The organism is Vibrio sp. QJM3NY_26, from assembly GCF_057786005.1.
Map to the genome: position 1 here is coordinate 1904870 of NZ_CM173516.1, position 16934 is coordinate 1921803.

Annotated in this window: 17 protein-coding genes; 11 read left to right on the forward strand and 6 right to left on the reverse strand. The window is 44.2% G+C overall.

Annotated elements, in window-relative coordinates; genetic code table 11:
* Positions 1-103: 103 nt before the first annotated feature.
* The 4 genes from AC3CH4_RS23670 to AC3CH4_RS23685 form a co-directional block, all read right to left on the reverse strand.
* A complete protein-coding gene (locus AC3CH4_RS23670) occupies positions 104-1711 on the reverse strand; it encodes a BCCT family transporter (RefSeq protein WP_372244177.1) in 1608 nt (535 codons plus the stop codon).
* Between the two features lie 231 nt (positions 1712-1942).
* Positions 1943-2938 carry a membrane dipeptidase gene (locus tag AC3CH4_RS23675; protein ID WP_372244178.1) on the reverse strand — a complete coding sequence of 332 codons (996 nt, stop codon included), beginning with the start codon at positions 2936-2938 and terminating at the stop codon, positions 1943-1945.
* 210 nt (positions 2939-3148) lie between these two features.
* A complete protein-coding gene (locus AC3CH4_RS23680) occupies positions 3149-4609 on the reverse strand; it encodes an aldehyde dehydrogenase family protein (RefSeq protein ID WP_488543962.1) in 1461 nt (486 codons plus the stop codon).
* Between the two features lie 199 nt (positions 4610-4808).
* Entirely contained in the window at positions 4809-5207 is a 399-nt protein-coding gene (locus AC3CH4_RS23685) for a RidA family protein (RefSeq protein WP_004730412.1), read from the reverse strand.
* A gap of 157 nt (positions 5208-5364) precedes the next feature.
* Between AC3CH4_RS23685 and AC3CH4_RS23690 the strand changes: the two genes are divergently transcribed.
* From AC3CH4_RS23690 to AC3CH4_RS23735, 10 genes are all read left to right on the forward strand, one after another.
* Positions 5365-6246: a LysR family transcriptional regulator gene (locus AC3CH4_RS23690; RefSeq protein WP_017091180.1), complete on the forward strand. Its 882-nt coding sequence runs from the start codon at positions 5365-5367 to the stop codon at positions 6244-6246.
* Between the two features lie 896 nt (positions 6247-7142).
* Complete coding sequence (locus AC3CH4_RS23695; RefSeq protein WP_004730409.1) at positions 7143-7544, forward strand: hypothetical protein; 402 nt, start codon at positions 7143-7145, stop codon at positions 7542-7544.
* Position 7545: 1 nt separating this feature from the next.
* A complete protein-coding gene (atpB, locus tag AC3CH4_RS23700) occupies positions 7546-8316 on the forward strand; it encodes a F0F1 ATP synthase subunit A (RefSeq protein WP_017082381.1) in 771 nt (256 codons plus the stop codon).
* Positions 8317-8362: 46 nt separating this feature from the next.
* Positions 8363-8599 carry a F0F1 ATP synthase subunit C gene (gene atpE / locus AC3CH4_RS23705; RefSeq protein WP_004730405.1) on the forward strand — a complete coding sequence of 79 codons (237 nt, stop codon included), beginning with the start codon at positions 8363-8365 and terminating at the stop codon, positions 8597-8599.
* Positions 8600-8653: 54 nt separating this feature from the next.
* A complete protein-coding gene (locus tag AC3CH4_RS23710; RefSeq protein ID WP_371977537.1) occupies positions 8654-9124 on the forward strand; it encodes a F0F1 ATP synthase subunit B in 471 nt (156 codons plus the stop codon).
* Positions 9125-9135: 11 nt separating this feature from the next.
* Positions 9136-9687, forward strand: a complete 552-nt coding sequence (locus tag AC3CH4_RS23715) for a F0F1 ATP synthase subunit delta (RefSeq protein WP_009844933.1) — start codon at positions 9136-9138, stop codon at positions 9685-9687.
* 9 nt (positions 9688-9696) lie between these two features.
* Entirely contained in the window at positions 9697-11238 is a 1542-nt protein-coding gene (atpA, locus tag AC3CH4_RS23720) for a F0F1 ATP synthase subunit alpha (protein WP_012600780.1), read from the forward strand.
* 47 nt (positions 11239-11285) lie between these two features.
* On the forward strand, positions 11286-12155 hold the full coding sequence (atpG, locus tag AC3CH4_RS23725; protein ID WP_016793640.1) for a F0F1 ATP synthase subunit gamma: 870 nt from the start codon (positions 11286-11288) through the stop codon (positions 12153-12155).
* Positions 12156-12197: 42 nt separating this feature from the next.
* Complete coding sequence (atpD, locus tag AC3CH4_RS23730; RefSeq protein WP_004730394.1) at positions 12198-13583, forward strand: F0F1 ATP synthase subunit beta; 1386 nt, start codon at positions 12198-12200, stop codon at positions 13581-13583.
* 14 nt (positions 13584-13597) lie between these two features.
* Complete coding sequence (locus AC3CH4_RS23735; RefSeq protein ID WP_488543963.1) at positions 13598-14041, forward strand: F0F1 ATP synthase subunit epsilon; 444 nt, start codon at positions 13598-13600, stop codon at positions 14039-14041.
* Positions 14042-14204: 163 nt separating this feature from the next.
* Here AC3CH4_RS23735 and AC3CH4_RS23740 read toward each other — a convergent pair whose 3' ends face one another.
* A complete protein-coding gene (locus AC3CH4_RS23740) occupies positions 14205-15167 on the reverse strand; it encodes a nitrilase family protein (RefSeq protein WP_488543964.1) in 963 nt (320 codons plus the stop codon).
* Between the two features lie 105 nt (positions 15168-15272).
* Here AC3CH4_RS23740 and AC3CH4_RS23745 point away from each other — a divergent pair, with 105 nt between their 5' ends.
* The gene (locus tag AC3CH4_RS23745; RefSeq protein ID WP_488543965.1) at positions 15273-16148 is read left to right on the forward strand and encodes a LysR family transcriptional regulator; all 876 of its coding nucleotides are present in this window, start codon (positions 15273-15275) and stop codon (positions 16146-16148) included.
* Between the two features lie 180 nt (positions 16149-16328).
* Here the strand turns inward: AC3CH4_RS23745 and AC3CH4_RS23750 are convergent, their stop codons facing one another.
* Positions 16329-16877 (reverse strand): RNA-binding S4 domain-containing protein, encoded by a 549-nt coding sequence (locus AC3CH4_RS23750; protein WP_237289003.1) that lies wholly within the window; start codon positions 16875-16877, stop codon positions 16329-16331.
* Positions 16878-16934: the final 57 nt, after the last annotated feature.

The following is a 16934-nucleotide window of genomic DNA, read 5'->3' on the forward strand; positions in this document are numbered from 1 at the left end:
CGAAGGCTGATTTGTTCTTATTTAATCAGTTTCTTGTTTTACAGAGCTCTTGCCTTACAGAGCCCTTTTCTTTACAAAATCTGCTCTTTAAAGAGCCTGTTCTTTAGAAACCTTGCTCTTTCGCCATCTTGATTGCGATTTGAGGCGCATTCCAAAGCGATGGCAGTAAGATTATGGACACCGGTACCGCTGTGATTACAATGAACGATTGCAGCGCAGAGATTCCGCCTGAACCTAGGGAAATCAGAATCAATGCTGTTACCCCCATCATCACACCCCAGAAAGTACGAATAATTGCGTTAGGCTCTGTCTCACCGCTGACTACCACACTGATGGTGTAAGTCATTGAGTCACCTGTCGTTACGATGAAGATCGTCGTCAAGATCAAGAACAGAATAGAGATAAGCATTGGCATTGGTAGTTGCTGAGTTACCGCCAATAGCGCGCCAGGTAAGTTAAAGCCTTCGAACGCTTTACTTACGCTGCCTGGGTCTGCAATTTCAAACGCAAGGCCAGAACCGCCAACAATGGTGAACCAGAAACATGTTACGAACGGTGCAATAAGACTGATGGTTGATACCAATTGGCGAATACTACGACCACGTGAAATACGTGCGATGAAGATTGCCATCATTGGGCCGTAACCTAAGAACCAACCCCAGAAGAATACTGTCCACCAGCTCAACCAACCTTCGTCACCACGGTATGTTGCCATTGGGATGAAGTTATCTATCATGCTGCCTACACCTTGGATGTAGCCATTGAAAATGAAGTTTGTTGGGCCGAAGATCAGGATGTAGACCATCAATGCCATTGCCAAAATTACGTTGTAACGGCTTAGCATTTGCATCCCGCGGTTAAGACCACTTAATGCAGACAATGTGTAAAGAACGATAGCGAACAAGATGATGATCAGCTGTGTCGTGAAGCCATCAGGAATACCAAACAGTTCGTTCAGGGCATAGCTCACTTGCAGGCCTAAGAAGCCAATCGGACCGATGGTTCCCGCTGCTACTGCAACAATACAACATGCATCAATCAATGCGCCTGTATGGCCTTTCAGAGCTCTTTCACCTAATACAGGGTAAAGAAGAATACGAGGTTTAAGCGGTAAGCCTTTGTCGTAGTGAAGATGCATAACCACGATAGACGTTAAGCTACCAACGATTGCCCATGCAAGAAAACCCCAGTGCATGAATGATTGTGATAGAGCATTCACCGCGCCTTGTTGTGCATTTTCTTGTGTGCCATACAACGGTGGTGGACTCACATAGTGTGCGATAGGCTCTGCTGCTGCCCAAAATACGCCGCCACCCGCCAGTAGTGTACAGAAGATGATTGCCATCCAGCGGAAGCCATCCATCTCAGGTTTATCGATGCCACCTAGGATAACCTTGCCTGTTCGCCCTGCCGCTAGGCCAAGACCAATAAGAAAAGTCAGAAGAAGAAGCATTTGCCAATAAGGACCGAACACTTTTACAGACCAAGCAAAACCCGTATTTACAAGGCTTGATAACAGCTCGCCATCAAATAGAGCCAGTGCCACGAACAGAGCAATAAAGCCGCCGCTGTACCATAGTGCTGGGTTGGTTAGTCCTAATTTGTCTGAAGTAGATTCAGACTGTGTATTTTGGCTTGTTGTATTACTTGCTGTGTGTGTTTGACCCGCATTTACGTTTGAAGATTTCACGCTATTGGTTAAATCAGACATACTCTGACTCCAGAGGTTTCTTTGCAGCTGTCATTTTAATGATGACTACAAGAGGTGTATTTAACACCTGCCCTATTGTTTTTTGTGTTGGGCAGGCTAATCCATGTTTGGGTTACCGCGTTGCGAAATAGACCGTTGTTCCTTTTGAATAGTTAAATTGGTTACAACAGCACTTCTAAATGAAGGTCAATTAGAAGGCTGCTAATTCGATGATTACTAGTGAGAAAGCACTTAACCCTTGCTTTGAGGCTCTAGGCCATCTTTCAAGAAGTTAAACCAGTTTTCTCCCAAGACTTGCCCAGCTTCAGATTCGCTGAAACCATGGCGCATCAATCCGTTATAAATATTTTCCATACCCGCACTACCACAGAACCAAGGCAACGCATCTGGCCAACCTGAGTTGTTCGCAGAGCCTTCACCGTAGTCCATTGCTTTAGACCAACGACCATTTCTCATCCATTCAAGAACGGCTTGAGGTTGGTTTAAGCATAGGTCACTACCAATACCTAGGTGCTCTACGCCAACCATGTCAGCGGTAATCGCAACCATTTGGCAGAAATCTTCCAACGTACATTGGCTGCCATTTGGTAGGTGGAATGGGTACAAGCTGAATCCGATCAAGCCACCGCGTGCGGTTAGGGCTTTAATCACATCATTTGATTTATTTCGTAGTGCATCATGAGCAAACGTTGGGTTCGCATGGCTGATACAAATAGGACGAGAAGACAGGTCAATCGCCTCAAGCGTTGAACGCTCGGCACTGTGAGACATATCGATGATCATGCCCACTCGGTTCATCTCTTCGATTGCTTGCTTACCAAAGCGCGTGATGCCTGTGTCGTTCTTTTCGTAGCAACCCGTCGCCAATAAGCTCTGGTTGTTGTAAGTAAGCTGCATGATCAAAAGACCTTGCTGACGCATTACTTCGATAAGACCAATCTCATCATCGATTGGAGAACAGTTTTGAGCACCTAGAAAAATGCCGACTTTGCCCGTCGCTTTTGCAGTTTCAACATCAGCCATTGAATGAATCGGCATGATAATGTCTGCATTCTGCTCGAATCTTAAGTTCCATTCTGCAAAGCGAGATAAGGTTTCACGAGCTGTCTCGTGGTAAACCGCGGTAGCGTGAACTGCTGTAATGCCGCTCGCCTTTAGTGTTTGGAAATATTCTCTGTTCCAATTGCAGTATTGCAATCCATCTATAACAATCCGTTGCTGGTACATAACCACTCCTATTGAAAGCTCAGTGTTCTAGCTCGGTTTTGAAAACACGCTCAAATAACATGTTTTCAAAAATGGGTTAAATCACTTGTCTAATTTCGTTTGCTGCTTTGGTTGGGATGTTGGCCTGACTCTGTGAATCAGGCCAATTCGATAGCAGGATAGCTTGGGACTTTATATCCTCAGCTATCCAATTCTTATATAGAAAGTTGATTAGTAAGGACGCTGGTAAGCTGTCTTCACTACTGTGTAGAACTCTTTCGCGTACTGACCTTGCTCACGAGGACCGAAGCTAGACTCTTTACGACCACCAAACGGTACGTGGTAATCGGTGCCTGCTGTTGGTAGGTTCACCATCACACAACCTGTTTGCGCTTGTTGCTTGAACATTGCGCTAGTGCGTAGGCTTTGAGTAATGATGCCGCCCGTTAGACCAAAGCGAGTATCGTTTGTTGTCGCGATAGCTTCTTCTAGGTCAGCTACACGAATCACGCTTGCCATTGGTGCAAACACTTCTTCTTGGTTCACTTCCCAATCGTTCTTAGTATTCAAGAACAGCGTTGGAGACATGTAGAAACCTTCGTGTTTCATGCTTAGGCGTTCGCCACCAAATGCTAGCTCACCGCCGCTTTGACGTGCTTTCTCAACCCAACCAAGGTTTGCTTCAAGTTGGTTGCCGTCAACAACAGGGCCCATGAATACGCCGTCTTCTAGTGCGTGACCCACTTTAAGCTCGCTCATACGTTTGATTAGTGCTTCAACGTATTGGTCGTGAATGCTATCCATAACCACAAGGCGAGAAGACGCTGTACATTTTTGACCAGCACCCGAGAACGAACCTGCAATCGTTGCGTCAACCGCAGTTTGGATGTCTGCATCGTCAGCAATAACAAGTGCGTTCTTACTGCCCATTTCTAATTGGCAACGAACGAAGTTTGGCGCGGTAGCAGCCGCTACTTTACGACCCGTATCAACAGAACCAGTAAAGCTCACACCATTCACGTCTTTAGAGTTGATCAGTGCATCACCAACCTTTGAACCACTACCCAGTACAAGGTTGAACGTGCCTGCTGGCATGCCTTGGCGGTGGATAATCTCAGTTAGCGCAACTGCACTTGCTGGTGTTAGGTTTGCAGGTTTCCAGATAACGCTGTTACCGAAAGCCAATGCTGGAGCGATTTTCCAAGCTGCTGTCGCTGTTGGGAAGTTCCAAGGAGAGATGATGCCGATAACACCCACTGCTTCACGTGTCACTTCTACAGAAACGCCTGGGCGTACTGATTCTGCGTTGTCGCCAATTTGACGAAGCACTTCAGCTGCGAAGTATTGGAAGAACTGACCTGCACGGTAAATTTCACCACGACCTTCAGCAAAAGGCTTACCTTCTTCACGAGAAAGTAATGTACCTAGCTCGTCACAACGTGCAATCAGTTCATCACCAATCGCTTGAAGCACAGCTTGCTTACGTTCAATCGGTGTTTTTTCCCACTCTGGCTGAGCGTGCTTCGCCGCTGAAATCGCTTGTTGAACTTGGTCAGTGCTTGCTTGTGCAAAGTTACCGATGTTTTCAGAAATATCTGATGGGTTAATGTTCGCAACGGTGCTTACACCCGCTTGCCATTCGCCGCCAATGTAAAGTTCGTTTTCTGCTTGAACATTCTGTAATTGAGTCATCATTCTGTCCTTGTAACGGTTAGGTTGCGGTTGAGTCTGGCAACCATCTGGTTAATTAATAAACTGTTAATATTCAGGTAATTAATTGCTAAAATAAGGTGTATATTTTGTTTCTAAAGTGAACCAAGTCGCTTGTATCAATAAACTACTTCAATTCAAAAGAGTTTTGCTCCGCAAATAGCTTTAGTTCACAGTCTGATTATTCAGGTTGAGACGCCGATGCATAAACCACGAACTCGACCAGCATCTCTTCTCTTGCTAACCCTGCAACAACGACCGCAGCACGGTTTGGATAAGGTGCATTGAAGTATTCTCCGTATACGCTGTTTACCGTTTTTAAGTATTCGCGGTCTGTCACGTAAATCAGAACTTGCAGCACTGAATCCATAGATTCGCCTGCACACTCCAACGTATGAACAAGGTTGTTAAAAGTCTGACGCGTTTGCGCTTCAATACCGCCTTCTACTACTGCGCCAGTTTCATCAATTGGAATCTGCGCGGTGTATAGAGTGCCGTTATTAACGATTGCCCACTCTAGTGGTGCTTTTGAAGCAAAAAGCTCCGTTTTTACTGGGTGTTTTTTAGTTTGTGCGTTCACGATTCCATCCAACTTTGTAACAACTATGTTTCAAGATGGTTAAATACTGCACCTTGACGACTGATAAATCTAACGGTAAATTTTGTGCATTTGATAAATAAAATCTATCACCTTTCAAAAAGTAAGGTATAGCAAGGGCTAGAGAAGGATCAGCGCCATGAGTATTAAGCTACAACAGTTAAAACATTTCGTTTTAGTGGTCGAAGAAGGTGGATTTAGAGCGGCATCTCACCGAGCAAATCGATCGCAAGCGGCACTTTCCACCTCAATAAAAGAACTGGAAAAAATACTCGGTCAGCCACTGTTTGAAACAGGCAACAAATCAACGCTGACACCTTTCGGAGAAATATGCTTGCCAAAAATCATTCAATTCCTGAATGTTTACAAAGCTTTAGATAATGACTTGCGCGCAGCAGCGGCAGGACAACAAGGAAGAGTTCGAATAGCAAGCGTGCCATCGGTAGCAGCAAAATTAATCCCTAGCGTTTTAGGGGCTTTTTGTGAGCAGTACCCTAATGTAGAAGTCAGTTTGATTGATGATAATGCGGCGGGTGTGGAAGCGAGATTACTCTCTGGAGAGGTGGATGTTGCCCTCGGAAATAGCTCCCATTTAGAAGAAGAGAGCATCGATTTCACCCCTTTGCTTTCAGATCCTATTGGTGTGGTCTGCTTGAAAGACAACCCTATTGCCTCCCAACGAGAGGGAATAGAGTGGCAAACTTTGTTAAAACAACCTTTTATTCGCAACGGTACTTGTACCCTACTTGACCCAACACCTGCGCGAATGCTCAGCGAACAAGCTCTGTATTCAGTAGAGAACATTACTTCTTTGTTTTCGGTGTTAGAGCTCGGGATAGGCGTGACTACGCTGCCTAAACTGGCTTTCCCAACCAATGAAACCCGTTTGGTGTGGATTCCATTGATTGACCCGCCCTTACAGCGTCAAATCGGTATTTTCAGGTTGGCTGACCGCACGATCTCGCCACAAGCACAGGCCTTTCATGACTTATGTATTCAATACCTAAGCTATGAAGAGTAATAAAGGAACATGATTGAAGGCGCTTCCTATAGGCCTATTGATACGACAAACATCTTTAGATTCCGATTATTTCTGTATTGAAACTGTTATTTCTGGGTCGATGCTCCGCGAATTCGTCTGATAATAATTCGACCCAACCTCAGCGATACCTCTATTTTTTAGTCAATTAACCCGAACTTTCCATCTGCACGTACGTTTCCTCGCCCTCATCATTGACCCTAGATCTTGTTGCATCAGCGGTTGGACGCTGAATTTTTCATCAAATTTTCATCTTGAACCCGGTGCTGGGCGTGTTGATTCGCGTTCCAATACATCAATAATGAAAATATGATAACGATATTAAAAAAAATCAGCTTAATGATAAGGAGCACCATACTGCTATTTCACTACACAAACGAAACCTTCCAATATCAACAAAATCTTGGTTATACCCCGCTTCGAATACCAACCCGTCATCACATTTAGAAAAGACTCTAAGTCATTGAATATGCTTAATTGATAACGTCATATCTTAATATTTTTTCTCTCTAATTTTCTGGGTGAAACCTCCCTTTTCTCGCTATAAACAAAGCATTTTAAATATTCATGGATTTAATAATAGAACTATTACTTTCATAAATGGAAAACACTCATTTCAAAAATGGAATTATTGATGCCGATATTTGTCGTTTTGATCACATAATTTTAGGCGTAGTTTATATTTTGTCGAAACGATAGCGAGTTAGTTTTTAACGTTTAATTTCGTCAGGAGATATAAAGCCAGAATGATTATTTCTTTGTTAACAAGTAAAGGTTTATTAACAAGTCAAATTGCTAGTAACAATTAAGTGCTAGTAACAAAACATATTCAAACTGTGTTTTATATTGACTTACACTGTTAAATATAAGGTTTTATTATGAGGCTTAATGGGATAAGTAGCGACATCCTTGTTGCTGCTAAAAGAGTTGTTCTCTGCCAAATAGTATTAGCCGTCGGTGTAGTTTTATATGAAGTGTTTTTTGGTAATAAAGTAGATATGGAGTCTTCAGCTTTGGGTGTCGTAATCGCGATGTTACCACCACTGTTTGGTTTTATATATGCAAGCCTTAAGGTGCACAAGAATCCTAATTATAGTTTACGTGACTTAATGCAAATGAGTCGTGTCGTGAAAATAACCTATACGTTCTTAATGTTTATCCTGGCATTCCAGTTTTTTAAATTGGATAACCCAGTAATATTATACGCGTACATTTTCACAATGATTGGGTACTTCTTAACACCATTTATTACTGCCTCTACAAGATCGGAGTACGTGTAGTATGGATCAAGTCACTACCGCTCACGAATACATAGAGCATCACTTAACCTTCTTAACTACAGGTGATGGTTTCTGGGCGTTCAACATTGACTCAATGTTGGTATCTTGGATCACGGGTTTACTGTTTATTGGAGCTTTTCGATATGTAGTGACCAAGGGCACTAGCGGTGTTCCAGGTCGTTTTCAATGTTTTATCGAGCTTATCTTTGATTTCGTTAACAACCTAGTCAAAGAGATTTTTCAAGCGGAGGATAAATTAATAGGGCCACTGGCATTAACCACTTTTGTTTGGGTGTTGTTAATGAATGCAGTCGACCTATTGCCTATAGATTTAATACCAGGGTTAACTCGTGTAATGGGTTTAGAGCACTTTAGAGACCTACCGACAGCGGATGTAAATATCCCAATGTCGATGGCACTCGGTGTGTTTATTTTATTGTTAACTTATACGTTTAAAAATAAAGGTTTGAAAGGCTTTATCAAAGAGCTAACTACTCAGCCATTTGATAACCCTCTTTTATATCCTGTTAACTTTGTTCTTGAATTAATAACATTAATTTCAAAGCCAATATCGCTAGGCTTACGATTATTCGGAAATATGTATGCAGGCGAGATGATATTCATCCTTATCGCACTAATGCCTTGGTGGATGCAATGGGCACTAAGTGTTCCATGGGCCTTATTCCACATATTAATCGTATTCTTGCAAGCATTTATATTTATGGTACTGACCGTTGTTTATTTAGCAATGGCAACAGAAGAACACCATTAATTAATAACTAAAAAATTAACTAACAAATTATTTATCGGAGATACAAATGGATATCGTAAGCGCAGTTTTATATGTAGCAGGTGCATTACTGATCGGTTTAGGTGCAGCGGGTGCAGCATCTGGTATTGGTAACTTAGCAGGTAAATACCTTGAAGGTGTTGCTCGTCAACCAGACCTTACTCCAATGCTTCGTACTCAATTCTTCATCATGATGGGCCTTGTTGATGCTGTACCGATGATCGGTGTTGGTATCGGTCTATACATCATCTTTGCCGTTGCTTAATTAATAGCTTTGAAAAGATCGATTTGTAAATAATCAAGATTTAGTGAGGAAGGTATGAATTTAAATGCCAGCATGTTTGGTCAAGCAATCTCATTCGTGATTTTTGTTTGGCTATGCATGAAATATGTATGGCCCCCTCTCACCGCGATGTTAGACGAGCGCCAAAAAGAAATCGCTGATGGTTTACGCCACTCAGAGAATGCAGTGAAAGAGCTAGAACTAGCAAAATCAAATGGCGCACAACTCGTCGCAGATGCGAAAAAAAATGTGACCGAACTGATTGAGCAAGGCAAAAAACGCCGCAACGAAATCATCACCTTAGCTCACCAAGAAGGTGAGCAAGAAAAAGCGCGCATCTTAGAGCAAGGTAGAGCTGAGCTAGAAGGCGAACGTCAAAAGTTACGCCGTGAACTTCAGGCGGATATGGCAGATGCTGTTATTCAAAGTGCACAGAAATTGATCAGCAAAAACCTAGATTCTGAAACGAACCGAGCGTTAGTTGATCAAATGATAAGCGAACTCTAAACGGAGGCAATATGTCAGATTACACCAATATTGCTCATCCCTACGCTAAAGCATCGTTCGACTTTGCTTTGGGTGAAAACAAGTTACAAGAGTGGCACTCAATGCTGTCCATTCTTGTGACGGTAGCGGAAGAAGAAACGATCGCTAAACAGATTTCATCAGCAGAAGGTGTTCATACACAGCAATCTGAAGAACTGGTCAATCTCATCATTCACGTTTGCCAAGGACTCGTTGATGACCACGTCATTAATCTCATTAAAGTCTTGGCTGAGAATGGCCGTCTTGCAGTGATAAGAGACTTGTTTAACTTGTTCAGCGACCTAAAGGACGAACATGAACGTGTAATCCCTGTCACTGTCACCAGTTCAGAATTGCTTACACAAGATCAAGTTACATCACTCACTGCTGCACTTGAGAAGAAATTAGAGCGTCAGGTTGAAATGGAACAGGTTATTGATGACTCGCTGGTTGGCGGGATCGTAATCAAGGCGGGTGAAACCGTCATCGATGGTTCTTTGAACACATCAATTAACCGTTTGGCTCATCAACTTCACGCGAGATAGGTAACAATTATGCAATTAAATTCAAATGAAATCAGCGACCTGATTAAAGATCGCATCTCGAAATTTAATGTGAGCACCGAAGCTCGCAACGAAGGCACTATAGTCTCGGTTCGTGACGGCATCATTACCATAAACGGCCTTGCGGATGTCATGCAGGGTGAGATGATCGAGCTTCCTGGTGGCAAATACGCTCTTGCTCTTAACCTTGACACGCACTCAGTCGGTGCCGTGGTTATGGGTCCCTACACTGACCTATCTGAAGGTATGAAAGTGAAAGGGACTGGTCGTATCTTGGAAGTACCAGTCGGTAATGGACTTCTTGGCCGTGTAGTGAACACATTAGGCGAGCCAATCGATGGCAAAGGCCCAGTGAGTTGCGACCGGCTCGACCCTGTAGAAGTAATTGCACCCGGCGTAATCGAGCGTAAGTCCGTCGATCAACCAATTCAAACCGGTTATAAAGCCGTTGATACCATGGTGCCTATCGGTCGTGGTCAACGTGAACTTATCATCGGTGACCGTCAGACGGGTAAAACAGCGCTAGCTATCGATGCGATCATCAATCAGAAAGATTCTGGCATCAAATGTGTGTACGTGGCTATTGGCCAGAAAGCCTCTACTATCGCAAACGTTGTTCGTAAACTCGAAGACCACGATGCGCTTAAAAACACCATCGTAGTTGTAGCATCAGCATCAGAATCAGCCGCGCTTCAATACCTAGCACCTTATGCGGGTTGCACCATGGGCGAATACTTCCGTGACCGCGGTGAAGATGCACTGATCATCTATGATGACCTATCAAAACAAGCCGTCGCTTACCGTCAAATCTCATTGCTACTTAAGCGCCCACCGGGTCGTGAAGCCTTCCCTGGCGACGTATTCTACCTCCACTCACGCCTACTAGAACGTGCTGCACGAGTGAATGCGGAATATGTAGAGAAGTTCACAAACGGTGAAGTTAAAGGCCAAACAGGTTCATTAACCGCGCTTCCTATCATTGAAACTCAAGCGGGTGACGTATCGGCGTTTGTACCAACCAACGTAATCTCAATTACTGATGGTCAGGTTTTCCTACAAACTCAACTATTCAACTCAGGTCTACGTCCTGCTGTTGACCCAGGTATCTCGGTATCTCGTGTGGGTGGTGCAGCGCAGTGCAAGATCATCAAAAAACTCTCTGGTGGTATTCGTACATCGTTAGCTCAATACCGTGAGTTAGCCGCATTTGCTCAGTTCTCTTCTGACCTAGACGACATGACGCGCAAGCAGCTTGATCATGGTGAACGTGTAACCGAACTGATGAAACAAAAGCAATACTCGCCGATGTCTGTCGCTGAGCAAGCAACGGTTATCTACGCAGCAGAAAAAGGCTATTTGGCTGACGTAGAGTTGCACAAAGTTGCACGTTTTGAAGAAGAATTAATTGCTTACGCGAAAGGTCAAAACCCAGAATTGTTCGACACCATTAACGCTAACGGTGACTACAACGATGAAATTGATGGCGCTCTTGCAAAGCTTCTCGGTGACTTTGTAGCGTTGAAAGCTTGGTAAACGCTCCGGTTTGTTGGCTGGAAATCAAAACAAATTAGGAGCAGATAATGGCAAATACTAAAGAAATTCGCACCAAGATAGGCAGTGTTAGTAACACTCAGAAAATCACCAGTGCAATGGAGATGGTTGCGGCAAGTAAGATGCGTAAAGTTCAAGACAATATGACGCTAACGCGTCCATATGCCGAGAACATGCGTAAAGTTATCTCTCATGTCGCATCAGGGTCGCTGGAATACCAGCACCCCTATCTTCAACAGCGTGAACCAAAACGTGTTGCTTACATCATTATTTCGTCCGATCGGGGCTTATGTGGTGGCTTGAACTCGAACTTGTTCAAGAAAGTGCTGGAAGAAATGGAACAGTGGCGTACCAAAGGTGTTGAAGTAGAAACGACCTTAATTGGTTCAAAAGCTATCTCATTTTTCCAACGCAGCGGCAATGTTATCGCGCAAACGTCAGGCCTTGGTGACGCGCCTAAATTAGAAGACATTTTAGGTACGGTTAACGCGATGCTAGGGCATTACGACGACGAAAAAATCGACAGTTTGTATCTCGTGTATAACCAGTTCATCAACACCATGGTTCAAGAACCAACGACCTTGCAGTTGCTGCCCCACCCTTCAGATTCTGAGGCCGATGGAGGCGCGAAAAAAGCACGTCGTTGGGACTACATCTACGAACAAGCACCAAGAGACATCCTCTCTGAGCTGTTACATCGATACATTGAATCACAAGTGTATCAAGGCATCGTAGAGAGCATTGCCTGTGAACAAGCAGCCCGAATGGTGGCCATGAAAGCGGCGACCGATAACGCAGGCCAACTCATCGATGATTTGCAGTTGGTTTACAACAAAGCGCGACAGGCTGCCATTACCCAAGAGCTGAGTGAAATAGTCTCAGGTGCTCAAGCTGTCTAAGGGCAGAAAGAGTGGGTCAGAATAGAATTTGAGGATTTAGAGATGAGTGTTGGAAAAATAGTTAAAGTTATCGGCGCGGTGGTAGACGTCGAGTTCAGCGGTGGCAACAGCCCACGCGTTTATGATGCATTGAAAGTGACGAGCGAAGAAGCAAGCTCACTCGTATTAGAAGTTCAACAACAGCTGGGTGGCAGTATCGTTCGTTGTATTGCAATGGGCACGTCAGATGGCTTACGCCGCGGCCTAACTGTTGAAAACACTGGTTCTCCAATCACGGTTCCTGTGGGCGAAGAAACCTTAGGCCGTATCATGAACGTTCTTGGTCAGCCTATCGATGAATGTGGTGAAATCGGCCAAAAGGAAAGCTACGAAATTCACCGTGAAGCTCCTTCTTATGAAGAACAAGCCAACAGCACTGAGCTTCTAGAAACAGGCGTTAAGGTTATTGACCTTATTTGTCCGTTCGCAAAGGGCGGTAAAATCGGTCTGTTCGGTGGTGCTGGCGTAGGTAAAACCGTCAACATGATGGAGCTTATCAACAACATCGCTAAAGCCCACTCAGGTCTCTCTGTATTTACCGGTGTTGGTGAGCGTACTCGTGAAGGTAACGACTTCTACTACGAGATGAAAGAAGCGGGTGTACTAGACAAAGTAGCCATGGTTTACGGCCAAATGAACGAGCCACCGGGAAACCGTCTACGTGTTGCACTGACAGGCCTGACTATGGCTGAGCGCTTCCGTGATGAAGGTCGTGACGTACTGTTGTTCATTGATAACATTTACCGTTACACGCTTGCGGGAACAGAAGTATCAGCACTGCTAGGTCGTATGCCTTCAGCGGTAGGTTACCAACCAACATTGGCTGAAGAGATGGGTGTTCTACAAGAACGTATCACATCAACCAGACAAGGTTCGATCACGTCTATTCAAGCGGTATACGTACCTGCGGATGACTTGACTGACCCATCACCAGCAACAACCTTTGCTCACTTGGATGCAACTGTTGTGCTGTCTCGTAACATCGCTGCATTAGGCCTCTACCCTGCAATCGACCCATTGGATTCAACATCTCGCCAATTGGACCCGCTTGTGGTTGGCCAAGAGCACTACGACATTGCACAAAAAGTCCAAACAACGCTGCAACGCTACAAAGAGCTAAAAGACATCATCGCGATTCTTGGTATGGATGAGCTGTCTACTGAAGACAAACAGACCGTATCTCGCGCTCGTAAGATTGAACGTTTCTTAACTCAGCCTTATCACGTGGCAGAAGTATTTACTGGTCAGAAAGGTGTATTTGTACCGCTAAGTGAAACACTGAGAGGCTTTAAAGGCCTGCTAGGCGGCGAATACGACGATATTCCAGAGCAAGCATTCTTGTACTGTGGTTCTATCGACGAAGTGCTTAACAAAGCAAAATCACTCTAAGAGGCAGGTGCACCATGGCTATCGGAATTACAGATAATACATTTCAACTTAATATTGTAAGTGCGGAAGGTACGCTGTTTTCAGGTCCAGCGTATGCCCTAGCCGTTTCTGGCGCTGATGGTGAGCTGGGGATCCGCCCCGGTCACTCCCCGCTTCTCAGTAAAATAAAGCCAGGCGTAACAGTGTTTGTCACAGACCCTAAATCAGAGGAGCAAGTGCTTTATGTTTCTGGCGGGATGCTAGAAGTTCAGCCGGATGTGGTAACGGTGTTAGCCGATACTGCCTTGCACGGCCAAGATATTGACCGCGCTCGCGCAGAAGAAGCAAAATATGCAGCCCTAGAGAATATCAATAAGGGCAATGTAGACATCAACTTTGCACAAGCTCAACTTGAACTGGCGAAAGCCGTTGCTCAGCTACGCGCATCAGAACTGACGTCTTCTCGCACTCGACACTGAGAATAGAACTTAGATGCTTGATGCTTAGTGCTTAGTGCTTGATGTGTAAATAGTCTACCCACTTAAAAACAGTTTAAGTGGGTAGACTACATCCGATGTTATTGAATCAACCCCTTCCCTGCCGACTCCTTATTTACTCGCCTTATCCACCAGCATCTTCACATTACTTCTCAGCAAAACGCGCTTGGTGCGGATCTAGCTCATGACCAAGAGGTTGTGTGAGTGAATGATATAACTCTGGCTTGCGGCCGCGAATCCAGCGTCTGCCAGTACACATATCTAACTCTTCTGCTTTTAGCTCTGCAATCACCATATCGTTATCAACACTATCGGTCTCAGCAATGATTTCACCATAAGGGCTGAGGATCATCGCATTGCCTGTTCTTACTTCATCCATATCAACGCCGACACCATTACTAAACACCACAAACATACCATTGTCGTGCGCTCTTGCAGGCAGCCAACGCATTAGCCACTCTCGACCATTCTTACCCTGCATTTCAGCACGAATTGCTTCCGGATTGTCATCTCGGTTAAACCATAACTCTGGGTCAATTCGCTTCATCGCATTAGGGCTTCGTGAATGACAACCGCCCGTTTGGTGTGGCGCAATCAATATATCTGCCCCTTTCAAAGCAGTGATCCTGACATTTTCGACCAAGTTGTTATCCCAACAAATCAAGATACCGACTTTGCAGCCATGCGGCGTATCGAAGACCGTGTATTGATCGCCACTGCTCATGTGAGAACTAACAAAGGTATGCAGTTTTCGATGTTTCTGCACCTCGCCATTAGGCATGGCGAACACATAGGTGTTGTATAGCTCGCCATCAGTACCCTGCTCTATCAAGCCTGCGCCAACGCTCATCCCAAATTGCGTTACCAGAGAAATGAGTTCTTGAGTTGATTCACCGCTCGGTACAGGTTCCGCTAGCACTTCAATTTCATCTCGCGACAAAGCAGACACATGCCAGTAGCCAGTGATGCACATCTCTGGGAAGCAGATGATCTCTACGCCACTGTCCGCAGCCTTTTGAACGTATTGCTCTATAACCGATAAGTTATACGCCTTATCACCTGCATGGTGGTTGAATTGAACCGACGCCACTTTGATGTCTCTCTTCATTATTCGCCCTCAAACTTGTCTTTATCGAATTGGTATGAGCTCAGTATAAAAAATCGATTCAATTCCATATAATGAAAGATATTCTTAGTTCAATGAGCATTTGGAATGGAATTTGATTTACTGAAGGCATTCTGCCAGTTGGCCAAATCGGGCAATTACCGTTTGGCGTCAGAGCAGATCTACATTACTCAATCGGCCCTCACTAAAAAGATTCAACGACTTGAATCCAATATTGGGGCGTCTCTGTTTTCTCGTAGTAGGAATGGCGCAGAGCTAACGCATGCAGGCAAAACGTTACTGGCAGAAGCCCAACGTTTGGTTCATTCAATGCAAGCGTTTGAACAACTGTCAGGCTCGGTGGTGAAAGGAACTCAAGGACATTTGAACATTGGTTTTGGTGTATCTACTTACCATGAAGCACCCAAGCTTATTGCGGCTTATAAACAGCGATATCCGGACGTTCATGTCACTTTAAATGACACACCTTCTAAGCAGCAGACGGATGAGTTATTGAGCCATGAACTCGATATCAGCTTCAATCGGATACCAGAATCATCGAATTTAGAGAGCCTAACGCTTTTCAATGATTCGCTTGTAATAGCGATACACCAAGATCTTCTCAAGCAAGCGCCAAGTAAAAATCACGTCGTCTCTAAGTTATCGAAATGGCCTTATCTAAAGCTGGCCCAACATCGCGGCCCTGGATTAGACAGACAGATTCAACAATATTGTCTTGCCAATAAAATCGACTTATCAAAGACGCAAGAAGCCGATGATATTCTGACCCTGCTTGCCTTGGTATCGGCCAATATCGGTTTCACCATTGTACCCAGCAGTGCGCAGTTCATTAGTAATACCGATGTGGAATTCATTGCGTTAGAAGGTGAATACGCCACTTGGCCAGTCGGCCTGATATGGAATAGAAATAGCGAAAATACACTCCGTGATCGATTTGTAGAGTTTGTTGTCGAACAGAGATAACAACAAAGAAAAAATGAGATAAAAAGTCAGTGAATAAGTCAGGCTTAATGGCACAAAAAAGGCTCACTAGATAGTGAGCCTTTTGATATCTGCTTAACGCAAAACCGAGGTTTAACGTTGCTTGTTTTTTAAACAAATGGTTAAAAAAATAGTTTTAGAGCAGCCGTTTAGATCTGTAGTTTAGAAGAATTCGATAGAATTACGGCCGCTTTTATCATCACGTGTTGCCTTTGGCGCATCCGCTTTCTTTTTCGGTTTGTTTTCTTTCTTCTTCTCTTTTTTCTCTTTCTTTGGTTCAGCCGTTGCGCTTAGCATTTCTGCTTTGCTTTTCTTAGATTCTTTCTTCTTAGAATCCTTTTTAGACTGAGCTTTCTTCGCCTTGTTGTCTTTTTTAGGCGCTTCTTTCTTTTTCGTTTTTTCTGATTCTTCTTGTACTGGCTGATCACACACCACTACATAATACTCTTGGTTGAATTCAAAGAAGTCGCCATCGTACATTTTACGACGTTTACGAGTTTCTAATTCACCATTTACCGCAACATAACCTTCAGAAATGATGTGTTTAGCCTCACCGCCACCACTCACTAGGTTAGCAATTTTAAACACCTTGTAGAGCTCGATTGGCTGTGATGAAACATCGATACCAATTGCTTCAATCTCAATCTCTTCGCCTTCTTCGCCCAGCTCTTGGCCTTCGTAGTCAGCGTCTTCGTAATGTTCTTGGTCCATGGTGACCTCTACCTAAATATGTACTTCTGAAATATTGGGCGCAGTGTAATCTTAAAA

Coding starts and splice junctions, on each gene's coding strand:
- AC3CH4_RS23690 (WP_017091180.1), top strand. CDS start 5,365: ATGAGTATTAAGCTACAACAGTTAAAACATTTCGTTTTAGTGGTCGAA.
- AC3CH4_RS23710 (WP_371977537.1), top strand. CDS start 8,654: ATGAATTTAAATGCCAGCATGTTTGGTCAAGCAATCTCATTCGTGATT.
- atpD (WP_004730394.1), top strand. CDS start 12,198: ATGAGTGTTGGAAAAATAGTTAAAGTTATCGGCGCGGTGGTAGACGTC.
- AC3CH4_RS23715 (WP_009844933.1), top strand. CDS start 9,136: ATGTCAGATTACACCAATATTGCTCATCCCTACGCTAAAGCATCGTTC.
- AC3CH4_RS23695 (WP_004730409.1), top strand. CDS start 7,143: ATGAGGCTTAATGGGATAAGTAGCGACATCCTTGTTGCTGCTAAAAGA.
- AC3CH4_RS23735 (WP_488543963.1), top strand. CDS start 13,598: ATGGCTATCGGAATTACAGATAATACATTTCAACTTAATATTGTAAGT.
- AC3CH4_RS23745 (WP_488543965.1), top strand. CDS start 15,273: ATGGAATTTGATTTACTGAAGGCATTCTGCCAGTTGGCCAAATCGGGC.
- AC3CH4_RS23675 (WP_372244178.1), bottom strand. CDS start 2,938: ATGTACCAGCAACGGATTGTTATAGATGGATTGCAATACTGCAATTGG.
- atpA (WP_012600780.1), top strand. CDS start 9,697: ATGCAATTAAATTCAAATGAAATCAGCGACCTGATTAAAGATCGCATC.
- atpG (WP_016793640.1), top strand. CDS start 11,286: ATGGCAAATACTAAAGAAATTCGCACCAAGATAGGCAGTGTTAGTAAC.
- AC3CH4_RS23750 (WP_237289003.1), bottom strand. CDS start 16,877: ATGGACCAAGAACATTACGAAGACGCTGACTACGAAGGCCAAGAGCTG.
- AC3CH4_RS23740 (WP_488543964.1), bottom strand. CDS start 15,167: ATGAAGAGAGACATCAAAGTGGCGTCGGTTCAATTCAACCACCATGCA.
- AC3CH4_RS23680 (WP_488543962.1), bottom strand. CDS start 4,609: ATGACTCAATTACAGAATGTTCAAGCAGAAAACGAACTTTACATTGGC.
- AC3CH4_RS23670 (WP_372244177.1), bottom strand. CDS start 1,711: ATGTCTGATTTAACCAATAGCGTGAAATCTTCAAACGTAAATGCGGGT.
- atpB (WP_017082381.1), top strand. CDS start 7,546: ATGGATCAAGTCACTACCGCTCACGAATACATAGAGCATCACTTAACC.
- atpE (WP_004730405.1), top strand. CDS start 8,363: ATGGATATCGTAAGCGCAGTTTTATATGTAGCAGGTGCATTACTGATC.